This is a genomic window from Cohnella sp. SGD-V74 (assembly GCF_003001675.1).
Taxonomy (GTDB): Bacteria; Bacillota; Bacilli; order Paenibacillales; family Paenibacillaceae; genus Cohnella.
In genome coordinates, this window is sequence record NZ_PVYW01000025.1 from 131276 (window position 1) to 144144 (window position 12869).

Here is a 12869-nt window from a genome sequence, read left to right on the forward strand (position 1 = left end):
GCCGACCGCATCTGAGGCCCATTCTAGCTTTTCATCCCCGTAATGGCAATACCTCGAACAAAATAACGCCAAAATACCTTTACGAGCGCATACGCCTCCCTGAATTGTAAGGTATAATGGAGTGGACAATCGCGAAGATCCAGGAGGAACGAACCTTGAGCGCCCACGAAAATTATACGATCCGCACCTATACCGACGGCTTCCCGCTGTACGAGTTGAGGGAAGAAAGCACCGATTCGTCCTTCGTCGTCTGCCCCGAGCGCGGGGGAATCGCGACAAGCTGCCGACTGCACGGACAAGAGCTGTTTTACTTGGACCGGGAGACGTTCCTGAATCCGCAGGCGAATATCCGGGGAGGCAATCCCGTGCTGTTCCCAATCGCCGGCCAGCTTGTGAACGGGGAATACGAATGGAACGGCACGACCTACCGGATGAAAAACCACGGAGTGGCGCGGACTGCCGCATGGGAAGTCGTGGAGACCGGCACATCGGGCTCGGCGTTCATTACGTTGTCCCTGCGCAGCAATGCGGAAACTCTGGCCGCCTATCCGTTCGAGTTCGAGCTGAGATTCACTTATCGTCTGAAGGACGGCATTCTCTCGATCGAGCAGCAGTACCGCAACCTATCGGATGAACCGCTGCCGATGGTCGCCGGCTTCCACCCGTATTTCGCCACCGAAAGCAAAAACCTCACCTACGGCACGGACGCCACTCGCATACTGGATTACAACGACATGCAGGAGAAGCCGTTCGACGGTTACTTGAAGCTGGAGGGCATGGTGGAATCGGCGGCCTTGCTGGACGCGGGCAAACCGGAGATTTCCTTCCCGCTGGCGCAGGGCCGCCAAGTTCGCTTAAGCTACAGCGAGCAGTTCCGCTACGTCGTGCTGTGGTCGGTGGAAGGCAAGCCGTTCGTATGCGTGGAGCCGTGGACGGCGCTGAACGAAGCGCTTAACAGCAAGCAAGGATTGCTGACGGTAGCCCCGGGGGAAACGCTCGAGCTTGCCCTGAACTTCTCTCTGGAAGGGTAACCGCCGCACATCCAGACAAGTCTAAGCGCACAAAAGCGCAAGCCCGGGGCACCTCCCCGGGCTTGCGCTTTTTCATAGCCGACCATTCTCGTCGATCGTTCGCACAACGTTGCAGCGCCCCATCCGACGTAGTACAGCAACCCTTTCTCCCGCTCCTCTACCCTTTCAGCCCTGTCAGCGTAATGCCCTCCAGGAAGTAACGCTGTCCGATCAGGAACACAATCACGCAGGGCAGTACGACCGCCGCCGAAGCCGCCATGAGCAAATCCCATTGCGCGGTATAGGAGCCTTGGAACATCTGCAGTCCCAGAGCCAGTGTGAACAGCTTGTCGCTCTTCAAATAAATGAGCGGTCCCATGAAATCGTTCCAGGAGCCCAGGAAGCTGAACAGAGCGACGACAATGAGAGCCGAACGGCTGAGCGGAAAAATAATTTTCCAGTATATCTGAAAATAGCTGGCCCCGTCCACGACCGCCGCTTCGTCGAAATCTCGCGGAATCGTTAAATAGAACTGTCTAAGCAGAAAAATATTAAAGATTCCCCCTCCGAAATACGCGGGCACGATCAGCGGATAGAACGTATCGTAGAAGCCGAGCATTTTCCAGCCGAGAAAGCTTGGAATCATCGTTACCGCGAACGGCAGCATCATGCTCGTCATCAGAATGGCGAACACCGTATCCCTGCCCTTCCACCTAATCCGTGAGAATCCGAATGCGGCAATGCTGCTCGTCGCCACCGTCCCAACCAGAACGCTCACCACGATGATCATCGTATTCGTAAAGAAGACATCGAACGGAAGCACCGTAAGCGCCCTGCGAAAATTATCCCACTGAAACGGCGCCGGAATCCATTCCGGCGGCATCGTGAAGATTTGCGACAAATTCATCAGCGAGCTGCGCAGGAGCCAGACGAACGGAATAATAAACAGGATCGAGATCAGGATCAGGGCCGCATATCCTGCGCCAAGCGCAAGCTTCGATTGTCTCACGGGCGCTCCCCCCCTTCGTAATGCACCCAAGACTTGGAGGTTTTAAAAACGATGTACGTGAACGCCATAATAATGATGAACAAGATCCACGCCAAAGCGGAGGCATACCCCATCTCGGTATCCCTGAAACCGCTCCTCCACAAGTAGAACACGTAGAACAGACTTCGGTTATTCGGTCCGCCCTGAGTTAAAATATACGCTTCATTGAACACCTGGAAGGAGCCAATAATCGTCATAATCGTATTGAAAAACAAAGTAGGCGTAACCATCGGTATCGTAATGTGGCGCAGCTTGCTGTACCAGCCCCCGCCATCTACGTCAATCGCCTCGTAATACGAATGCGGGATGCCGGACAGTCCGGCGAGGAAAATAATGACGGTACTGCCGATTCCCCACAGCGTAGTCAGCACGACGGACGGAATAACGCTGCCTTCCGCATAAAGCCAGTTGCTTCCCGGCAGATTAAACCAGCCCAGCAGCGAATTCAACAAGCCCAAATCCGGATTCATCAGCCACATCCAGATCATGGCCGAGGCCACCGCCGGTACGATGCTCGGGAGATAGATAATCGTCCGAAACATCGCCCTCCCCTTCACGTTCATGTTAAGCAGCAATGCAACGGCAAAAGAAATGATAATGACGGCAGGCACCCGAAGAGCAACGAAATAAAACGTGACGCCAAGCGACTTATAGAACAAATCGTCCTCGCCCGAGAACAGCCTCGTGTAGTTATCGAAGCCAATGAAGGAGGTTTGCTCCTTAAATACGTTATAGTCCGTTAGGCTGAGCGCCAAGCTCGCGATCATCGGACCCAAGGTGAAAATGATAAAACCGAGTATAGCCGGCGCCGTGAACAGCAGCCCGTACCAAAGTCCTCTTCGCATGCGCGCCTCCTATCCCGAAGCTTCCGGTCAAGAAGAAGACGGTCTGCCAGCAGACCGCCGTCCTCCTATCGCAGCATTCGCGGTTTTCCGACTACTTGATATCCCGGCGACCCTGCACTTGCTCCTGCGCTTTCGCGGCGATTCCATCCATCGCTTCCTGCGCTGTCTGCTGGCCAAGCCACACTTTATCCAAAGCGGGATTAACGATATCCATAATTTTGTTGAAGTTTTTTACATAGCCGGTAGGCGTCTGATGGCCTTTCGTCAAGATCACCTCGACGACAGCGTCTTTATATCCCGAAGGTCTTGCTTCCAGATTTTCGGTCCACTTCGCCAGCATAGCCGGGTCGGTGTACCAATCTTTGTACGAAGGCATCCATGTTCCGCTCGTGATCATCTCAATCGAAGCCTCCGGATCGATCAGCGCCTTCATCAGCTCCCAAGCCTCCTGCGGATACTTCGTGGACTTGAACATCGAGAACATGCCGCATACGACCGTCGTTACCGGCTCTTTCAGAACGGGCATTACCCCGACGTTGAAGTTGAAATTCGACTGCGCCAGGCCCGCGCTGGCCCATTGGCCGTCAATCGCCATCGCCACCTTCTTCGTTTGAAGCGCGACATTCGTCGCCGGAATGTTCTTCGCCTGCACCGGCGAAGGCGAGACATGATGCACATTCATCAGATCCGATATTTTCTGGAGCGCTTCCACCGCAGCAGGCTCGTTCAGAGCGAACTTCTTGCCATCCTCGGACACGAAATCCCCGCCGTTGGAGTAAATGAAGTTGCTGTACATTCCCCACCAGGTAGAGGCGCTCACGCCATACTGCTTAATATTTTTCGGATCGAACCCCGGATCATTGGCCGTTCTCCCCTTCGTATCGACGGTTAACTGTTTGGCGACTTCGACGAATTCATCCCACGTCCACGCTTCCGACAGCTTGCTCGGAGGAGGAGCAATGCCCGCATCCTTGAAAATATCCTCATTATAGAAAAGAGCGAACGATTCCGGCCCGGGTCCAATCCCGATCACATTGCCCGGCTCCAGCGAATACATGATGTTGGGAACGAGGCTGTCCACGTTGATAAACGAATCTTTGTCGAGAAACTCTTGAAGATTATAGAACTTCCCTTGTTCCGCAAGCGGATAGGCAATGCTGCCCGACTCCATCATCGCGATATCCGGCACGTCATTGCCCGCAACCATCGTCGTCAGCTTCGTATCGTAATCCGCGGCGATGTGCTGCAGGTCGACTTTAATATTCGGATATTTCTCTTCGAAACGCTGAATCCCGAATTTGTAGGCTGCAACCTCTTCCGGCGACCCCCATACGGTCATGCGAAGTGTAATCTGCTCTTTCGATACGGCTTCGCCGGATGCCGAAGGCGAAGATGGGCTGCCGCCTGAATCGGACTTCCCGCACGCGGATATTACGGAGGAGAGTATAAGCATCATGATCATGATCATGAGCACCATGATCGATTTTTTTTGCCGTTTCATTTTCCGAACCCCTCTCGGTTATGTCTTTAAGGATTCATAGCTGCAGTCTATGATACTTTGATTATAAATTCAGAGGTAACGCTTACATATTCCCAAAGTCTTTGGAATGGTGGACTAATATTAGGGTTTCAGCGGCAGCGTAATCACGACGCTCGTTCCCGAGCTCGGTTTGGAGTTTATCGTGATGCCGTATTGCCCGCCATACAGCAATTGAATTCGCGCAATCGTGTTTTTGATGCCGACGGAGGAAGATTCGCGGAATAAAATCGCCTTTACCGTATCTTCGCTCATCCCCCGGCCGTTATCGGCAATTTCGTAATACCGGGCATCCTCTTCGATCCAACCCCGAATCCGAATAAAACCACCCGTCTCGATCTGGTCGAAGCCATGCAAAATCGCATTTTCGACAAAGGGCTGGAACAACAACCGCGGGACCTTATACTCGTAGAGCCGCGGGTCAATCTCATAACCGATGGCGAATTTGTCCTCGAAGCGGGCAGACATAATGTAGAAGTAATTGTTCATCCACTCCATCTCCTCCGACAGATGAACGGCTCCCCAATCCTTGCGGGACGTATAGTGCAGCATGTTGGACAGACAGACGAGCATTTTGCTGAGCTCCTTCTGCCCATTCTCGATGGCCGTCCAATTCATCACATTTAACGTATTGTACAGAAAATGGGGATTCATCTGCATGCTGAGCGCCTGAATTTCTGCCTCCTGCTCCTTCAGCTTGATCTCGTAATTTTCCGTGACGAGATGCCGGATCTGTTCATTCATACGATTAAACCGCTGCAGCAAAATCCCGAACTCGTCATTCGTGCGAACCGCGATCTGCGTCTGAAAGTCTCCTTCCCCGACAGAGCGCATCGCCCCCAGCAGCTTCTTGATCGGCTTCGTGATTCTGCCGGCAATGAAGTAAGCAAGCGCCATGGCCACGATTCCCAGGATGACGGCCATCAACATACTCGACGTTCGAATGACGGGCACCAGGCTGCTCACCAGCGCCGATTCCGGCGTCCATACGACCGATATCCAGCCGGTAACTGTCGAGCGATCGAAGCAGACGATGACAGCCTCTCCGTCCAACGTCATTCTTAACGTGCCGCTGTTCTCCTGCTGCAATCGTTCCAGCCACTGTTCTCTGTAGACTTGCGATATTTTGTTCGGGTCGCTGCTGGCTACGACTTTATACTCCTCGTTCATGACCAAATAACGGGAGCTCTCAGGAAAGCTCTCCTCATAGAGTGATCCCAGCGCTTCCAATTTGAGGCTTATCGCAAGAACGGGACGTTCCACGCCGGCATCCATCTTCTCAAGCGTCGTATTATCCAAGTACGAGAAGTCCAAATACCGCGTCGCGGAAAATAAATGGCGGAAGTCCAGCTTGCCATTTTGCAAATACGGCTGCTCAAACATATCGACGAAATCGTAGGTAGGATACCAGACGATTTTCCCGCCGGCCTGTTGCGCCTTGCGATAAACATCCGACTGCGTGGGGTCTCCTTGCGGCAGCATCTGCCCGAAAGTGAAATAGGACGTCCACAGTTGATACGCATAGACATCCTCGTTCAAGGAGAAGTATTTTCTTAACACCGCCGAAACCTGACGATCCGCTTCGAAGATATCGGCTTCGTTCGCAGGGTTTAGATTGCTGAATATGCGAAATAAATCCTTGTCCACAAATAAGGCCAAACTATTCTGCTCTATGATTCCAAGCTTCGTATCCATGATCGCGTTGTTTTTCTTGACGATTTCGTACACGTTCCTCTGGGCTTGCTCCGTGACCACCTGCAGACTCGTTCGATAATAAACAATTCCGAGCACGATGAGCGGAATCGCAATCAGGAAAATGTAGCTTGCCAAAATTCGCGAGCGGAAAGTCGTCTTCATTCCTTGCGCTTCCTTTCCGGAAGTGAAGTATGCTTGTAGGTTTCTGGGGATATGCCGTGATGCTTCTTGAATACCCGGCAAAAATATTTCGTATCCTGGTAGCCGCATTCCGTGGAAATTTCGTAGATTCTGAGCCGATTCTCCGCGAGCAGCTCCTTGGCGCGCCTCATCCTGACAGCCGTGACATGCTCGGAGAACGTCCTTCCGGTCTTGCTTTTAATGAATGTGCTGAAATAAGACGGGTTAAAGAAAAAATGCGCCGCGGCCCGCTCCAACGTTAAATCCTCTTTGACATGGTCTTGTATCCACCTCAAGCAATTCGCGACGATAATTTCGTTCTTGTCCTGCTGAACCTGAATCAGAGCGGCGTGTACTTCTCGCAGGCTCGCTTCCAACTGCTCCAACAGCTCGCTGTAGGAACGGCATTCCTGAACAAGCGTTGCCGCGGTTTGCGTAAGCAGACTGCCAACCTGCCGATCCACGAGATCGTGTATTCTGCTTTTTATTTTCATGAGTAGCAGGGAGGCGTGCTCCTTCACCAGCGCCGGTGTCGCATAACCGGAATCCGACAGCTGTTCGAAGGCGGCTTTGCACTGATCGATTGCACGCTCAACCTCGTTGCCCAGCAGCGCTTCGAATAGTCTTTCCGAATCGATCGGAACGGGGTGGCCGGGAGAAGCTCGGGACTCCTCATAGAGAAACAGACCTTCCCAGCAATCGAAGAAATGTTGTTCATTGGCTGTCTGAGCCGCTCGGTAAGCTTGAGGCCCGTCCTTGGACAGTGACTGGCAATAAGGCCCTATACCGTGCGTGAGCTTCCCCGCCGCCAACAATTCCATCGCGAGGGACCGGGAGATCGAGCGAATTTGCTGCTCCAGGTCCGGAGTGAGCGGAGACGTGCATACGATCGTTACCGCCAGATAACTTCTCTCCTGAAGCCCGTTGTGGAGAATCGTGATCGCTTTCCCCAGCTTCGACCAGCTCTGCTCCAAGCTCTGCAAATAGGCTGCGCCGCTTATTTTCTCCTCGTCCGACCTGCCGCATCTCAGCTCGGAATAGATGACGGTGCCGCCGCCCTGCAGCCAATCCATCTTGTCCATCTCTTCTTGCTCGGATGGCGTCAAGCTCTCGTTCAGCCAGGAAAGATACAGTCGGCTGCGATAAGCGGAGGAAGCGACAGTCAGTCGATTTTTCATATCTTCCGTTTCCTTGCGTTGGAGCGACTCGGCATCCAGTTGGAGTTCGATGCGGTCCAGCAAATGTTTGACGTTCTCCACTTCCACCGGCTTCAACAAATAGTCGTAGGCCCCATGACGGACCGCCATCTGCGCGTACTCAAACAGATTATACGCGGAGATCATGACAACCTTCGTCTCTATTCCCTCATCTTTCAGCTTCTCCAGGAAAGCCAGCCCGTCCATTCGGGGCATCCGGATATCCGTCAATATCGCTTCCGGACAGTCCAACCTCACTTGCTCCAACGCAGCTTCCCCGTCCTTGGCGGCTGTTACTTGAGCGTTCGGCCGCAGTTGGCGAATCAAGCTCATCATCCCTCTAAGGTGTCTCGGCTCGTCATCCACTACCAGTATCTTCAAGTTCTCCCCCCGTTCGCTTCTTTGCATTGCCGCTTAGCGAAAAAAAGCGCCTTCACGTGAGCAGGCGCGTACATCCATTCCATATGATAACTCTGCAGCCTAAGCGAATAATCCGGTGCAACTCCATCACGCCGAAGCCGGTCGCAGAGCGGGATTTCCCTTGCCTTCCATTATATATGCAGCTCTCTTGCATTAACAGGTCATTCGTTTTGGAAAGGTGGACTTATTTTAGGTAAATAGAGCGTGAAGACGGCCGGGTCCATGCAATTGTGCATGAACCCGGCCGTCTTCACGTTCTCTAAGCGTTCGCTCCGCCAATCAAGCTCTCCAGCCGGCTGATCGTCTCCTCCAGATCGCGCGGCACATGCTCTTTCAGCAGAGCGATCATCCCTCTTACCAGCAAACGATGACCCGTCGCCGGCTTCTCGACGATCTCCTTCAGCAGAGCCAGCGCGTCGAGCAGGTCGCGCTGTACGTCCTCCCCGCGTTCGGAGGCGGTTGCGACGATTTTCCCTTCTATCTTGGCCAGCAATTGCAGCTCCTCGGTCACAACCTCTTCCGTTAAACCGGCCATGGTACGGAGCTTGACAAGATCCATCGGCGGCAGCATCGGCAGCTCTCCGGAACGAAGCAAGCCGTTCATCAGATCGTCCAGCCTCCGCAAGATATAATGACTTAGCTGTCGTCCGTCGAACACCAGTTCCTCGAAGAGCAACGCCTCGAAATACTGCGACCACACCCCCGACACCAGCGCGGACCCGTCCGCCGAATAAGGAGCGGCCGACTCCCCGTAGATCGCCATCAGATGGGAGATATGCATTAGCTGCGATCTCGCGCGAAGCCGCATGATCATCGTCTGAATTTGCGGATGCAGGCCGGTAAAAGGTTCCTTGATCAGCATTTTCATAAAATCCAGATGCTCATGAATGAATCGGTACTGGCGTTCAAGCTGAACGGCGAACTTCTCCCGGGGAGGGAGAAGCGTCTCCCCGGGCTGTTCTTTAATTTGCGCAAACAGCATCTCTCCGTAATACTCGATCACCGAGATGAGCAAATCGTCCTTGGATTTGAAGTAGAAGTAGATGGAACCTTTGGCCATGCCCAGCTCGTCGACGATCTCCTGTATCGATGTCGCGTTGAAGCCTTTGCGAGCGAAGCAGCGAATCGCCGCCTCGAGAATCAGCTTCTTCTTATCCTGCATGGCTGTCTACCCTTTCCTTCGACGGCAACTTCCCGTTAAGCATTCGCGCTTTTCGGTTTACGTCTCATTTTCATCAGCAATTCGTAAATAATCGGAACGATCAGGAGCGTCAGCAGCGTGGAGCTGATCAGACCTCCGATAACCGTTACGCCGAGTCCTTTGGAAATAATGCCTGCGCTCTCGAATCCGAACGCCAGCGGCAGCAGAGCGCCGATCGTGGCCAGCGCGGTCATCAGAATCGGACGAAGACGGGTACCGCCCGCTTCGAGCAGCGCTTCGCGAGTGGACAGGCCGTCGCGCTCCTTGTGAATGACGCGGTCGATGAGTACGATCGCGTTGGTAACGACGATCCCGATCAGCATAAGCGCGCCCATCAGAGCCGAAACGCTGAGCGTCTCGCCGGTCAAGTACAGAGCCACCAATCCGCCGATAATCGCGAACGGCAGAGAGAACATGATCGCGAACGGAGCGAGACCGCCGCCGAACGTAAGCACGAGCGCCAAGTATACGATGGCGATGGCCGCCAGCATAGCCAGGCCAAGCTGCGTAAACGTCTCGTTGATCTGCTCGGTTACGCCGCCGAATTCCACGTCGACCCCGGACGGAAGCTGCAGCTCGTCAACCTTCGCCTGCAGATCGCTCGATACTTTGGCCACGTCCGACTTCGTGATGTTGCCGGTCACGTTAACGACCATTTTTCCATTTTGTCTGGCAATCGAGTTCGGCGACGTTCCTTCTTCGACCGTAGCTACTTCCCCGATCGACACTTCGATTCCGAGCGGCGAGCGCAGCTTTTTGGCCAGAATGTCGTCCACGCTCTTGTATTCCGCTTGCTCGACCGCGACGTACACGTTGTAACGCTTGCCGTCTTCCTCGATCTGGGTCAGCACCGGACGAATGCGCTGAGGGCTAAGCTCCATCGCGATCTGACCGGCTACGAGCCCGTACTGGCTCAGCTTCTCCTGATCGGCAACGAACGTGTATTGCTCGTAAGTCTTGGACAGGCTTGTTTTGACTTTCTCGAACGAATCGTCGGCATTCATCAGATCGGCGATCTGATTAGCGACCGGAGCGATCTGGTCGAGCGATTCGCCGAAGACGCTCAGGCTGAACTGGCTTCCGCCGAGTCCGCCGGTCTGGTCCATCTCGGCCCATTCTCCCGTCGGAACGGCTTTGCGCAGTTCTTCGATGAGAGCCGTCTTCTTGTCCGCGAAATCCTTCGTCTCGCTGTCATATTGCAGATAGAACAATCCGGACTTGGACGGCCCCGGCTGCAGCGGATTTTCGCCGCCGACGGAGTATTGTACGCTTGTGATGTCCGATTGATCCATAATGATTTTCTCGGCGATGAGCGCCTTCTGCTCTACGTCTTCGATGCGATCGCCCGGATCCGGGCTGTACGTCACCATCGCGTATTTATCTTCTTGCTCCGGCAAGAAGCTCGCGCCGATCAGAGGAATAAGGAACAAGCTTCCGACCAGCAGCGCGAACGAGACGACCAGCGTAATGATTTTGTGGTTCAACGCGGCGGTCAAGATGCGGCGATAGCCTTGGGCCATCTTCCCGTTGTTCTCTTCGTGGTCGTGACCTTTGCCTTCTTTCACGCCGTTCTTGAACATCTGGTGGGCCAACATCGGCACTACCGTAACCGCCACGAGCAAGGACGCCAGCAGCGCGAATACGATCGTCAGAGCGAACGGCAGGAAGATTTGGCCTACCATGCCGCTGACGAGACCGAGCGGCAAGAATACGGCGATCGTAACGATCGTCGAGGACATGATCGGAAGGAACATCTCTCTCGTCGATTCCTTGATCAGCTCGGCGCCCTTGAGCTTCTCGCCTTTGAGCGACATCCGTCGATAGATGTTCTCGATGACGACGATCGAGTCGTCGACCACCCGGCCGATCGCGACGGTCATCGCTCCGAGCGTCATAATGTTCAACGTAATGTCGAACTGCTTCAGGAACAGCACCGCGATAATGAGCGACAGCGGAATCGAGACGATCGAGATCAGCGTCGTGCGGATGTTTCTCAAGAACAGCAAAATGACGATTACCGCGAACAGCGCTCCGAACAAAGCTTTGCTGAGCATCGTTTCGACGGATTCCTCGATCGGTTTGCCTTGATCCAGCATCACGTCGAGCTTAAGATCCGTGAATTTCTCCTTCAGCTTGTCGGCTTCCGCTTTGACTCCATTCACCACTTCGACCGTGTTGGCGTCGTTCGCCTTGACGATCTGGATACCGATAGACTCCGCGCCGTTCGTGCGCGAGATGGATTCGGCTTTGCCTACGGTCTCGATGTCGGCCACATCTCCGAGCAGTACGGTCGGAAGACCGATGTTCGGCATCGGGGCGTTGTCGATCGCCTCGTCCGTTGCCGGAGGCGCGCCGGCATCCGGCAAACCTGCAGCTCCGCCAGGCCCGGCTTGTCCGGCTCCGGCCCCTGCTCCCGCACCGGCAGGAACGACCGGGATGGCGACGTTCTTCAGGTCGTCGATCGTCGTAATTCTGCCGTCGACGACTACCGTCTTCTGCGTCTGGTCGAATTGGAACAGTCCCAGCGGAGCTTTCAGCGCCGAACCTTGGACGATCCCCTTGATCGTATCTTCATTCAAGCCCAGTTCGGCGAGCTTCGCCTGATTAAACTTCAGCGTTACTTCCTGTACGTACTGGCCGGCGATTTGCACGGATGCGACTCCCGACACGCCTTCCAGCGCGGGCTGGACTTCTTCCGTGACGACTCTCGTCAGCTCTTCCAGGTTCCCGTGGCCGGATGCGCTCAAGGAGATGACCGGGAACGAGTTGAACGAAAACTTGGAAATGCTCGGCGCCTGCACTCCCTCGGGCAGCTTGACGTCCGAGGCCGCTTCCCTGAGCTGCGCAACGGCCTGGTCCATATCTTGGCCGAAGTCGTATTCGATGAAGATCGACGACACGTTCTCCATCGAAGTCGAGGTTATATTTTTGACGCCTTCCGTATTTTTGAGTCTTTTTTCGAGCGGCTCCGTAATATCTTGTACGACCGTATCCGGCGCTGCACCCGGAGCTACCGTCGTGACGCTAAGGAACGGGAAGCTCAGGTTGGGCAAACTTTCCTGCTTCATGGTCATACCGGAATACAAACCCGCGACGACCACGATAATCGTGATCATCCATAACGCGAATTTGTTCTTAAGCGAAAATCCGATAACACTCTTCATTGTCCTCTTCCTCCTCCAATCTCTCTGACCAAAATATTATCGAACGATCGGTCAAAAGTCAAATGGACATTATGGCAATAATGCGTACGAACAATGAATTTTCAACCGAACGATCGGTCAAATCGTTGGGCCGCCAGCTATTGAACAGCCGTTCGAAACTGGAGAACCGCCCGCTTCCTTCCGTAGTATCTCCCTTTTTCCAACATTTCGAATACGGGCGGGAGCTCAGACATTCGGGAAACGGGAGGATGGCAGGCGCTTAGCTTGTGGAGCGGTTCTATTGTGCTGGGAGCGGGAGATTGGCGGGCGGTTAGCTCGTGGGGCGGTTCTATTGCGTAGGGAGCGGGAGGTTCGCGGGCGTTTAGCTCGTGGGGCGGTTCTATTGCGTAGGGAGCGGGAGGTTCGCGGGCGTTTAGCTCGTGGGGCGGTTCTATTGCGTAGAAAATGCCCGGGAGGGCGCACATAAGCCCGCCAAGCGCACTAGCGTTGCATAAAACTTCACGCGAAAATAACTACAATTAGCTATATATGTAATAATATAAGTGTTTTTCATGGCGATTATATAAAAAATCC

8 protein-coding genes are annotated in these 12869 nt (G+C 54.1%); 1 reads left to right on the plus strand and 7 read right to left on the minus strand.

Annotated features, from left to right (window positions below):
• The first annotated feature begins 155 nt into the window (after positions 1-155).
• On the plus strand, positions 156-1031 hold the full coding sequence (locus B0G52_RS29950; RefSeq protein ID WP_094050095.1) for an aldose epimerase family protein: 876 nt from the start codon (positions 156-158) through the stop codon (positions 1029-1031).
• Between the two features lie 157 nt (positions 1032-1188).
• Here the strand turns inward: B0G52_RS29950 and B0G52_RS29955 are convergent, their stop codons facing one another.
• From B0G52_RS29955 to B0G52_RS29985, 7 genes are all read right to left on the minus strand, one after another.
• Entirely contained in the window at positions 1189-2019 is an 831-nt protein-coding gene (locus B0G52_RS29955; protein WP_094050096.1) for a carbohydrate ABC transporter permease, read from the minus strand.
• A complete protein-coding gene (locus B0G52_RS29960; protein WP_094050097.1) occupies positions 2016-2903 on the minus strand; it encodes a carbohydrate ABC transporter permease in 888 nt (295 codons plus the stop codon). Before B0G52_RS29960 ends, B0G52_RS29955 begins: the two co-directional genes overlap by 4 nt.
• A gap of 91 nt (positions 2904-2994) precedes the next feature.
• Positions 2995-4404, minus strand: coding sequence for an ABC transporter substrate-binding protein (locus tag B0G52_RS29965; protein WP_233163195.1), 1410 nt, complete (start codon positions 4402-4404; stop codon positions 2995-2997).
• 120 nt (positions 4405-4524) lie between these two features.
• Positions 4525-6297, minus strand: a complete 1773-nt coding sequence (locus B0G52_RS29970; RefSeq protein WP_094050098.1) for a cache domain-containing sensor histidine kinase — start codon at positions 6295-6297, stop codon at positions 4525-4527.
• Positions 6294-7892: a response regulator gene (locus B0G52_RS29975; protein WP_158223946.1), complete on the minus strand. Its 1599-nt coding sequence runs from the start codon at positions 7890-7892 to the stop codon at positions 6294-6296. Before B0G52_RS29975 ends, B0G52_RS29970 begins: the two co-directional genes overlap by 4 nt.
• Before the next feature lie 298 nt (positions 7893-8190).
• Positions 8191-9093, minus strand: coding sequence for a TetR/AcrR family transcriptional regulator (locus B0G52_RS29980; RefSeq protein WP_094050100.1), 903 nt, complete (start codon positions 9091-9093; stop codon positions 8191-8193).
• A gap of 35 nt (positions 9094-9128) precedes the next feature.
• A complete protein-coding gene (locus B0G52_RS29985; RefSeq protein WP_094050101.1) occupies positions 9129-12296 on the minus strand; it encodes an efflux RND transporter permease subunit in 3168 nt (1055 codons plus the stop codon).
• Positions 12297-12869: the final 573 nt, after the last annotated feature.

Coding starts and splice junctions, on each gene's coding strand:
- B0G52_RS29960 (WP_094050097.1), bottom strand. CDS start 2,903: ATGCGAAGAGGACTTTGGTACGGGCTGCTGTTCACGGCGCCGGCTATA.
- B0G52_RS29965 (WP_233163195.1), bottom strand. CDS start 4,404: ATGAAACGGCAAAAAAAATCGATCATGGTGCTCATGATCATGATCATG.
- B0G52_RS29970 (WP_094050098.1), bottom strand. CDS start 6,297: ATGAAGACGACTTTCCGCTCGCGAATTTTGGCAAGCTACATTTTCCTG.
- B0G52_RS29980 (WP_094050100.1), bottom strand. CDS start 9,093: ATGCAGGATAAGAAGAAGCTGATTCTCGAGGCGGCGATTCGCTGCTTC.
- B0G52_RS29985 (WP_094050101.1), bottom strand. CDS start 12,296: ATGAAGAGTGTTATCGGATTTTCGCTTAAGAACAAATTCGCGTTATGG.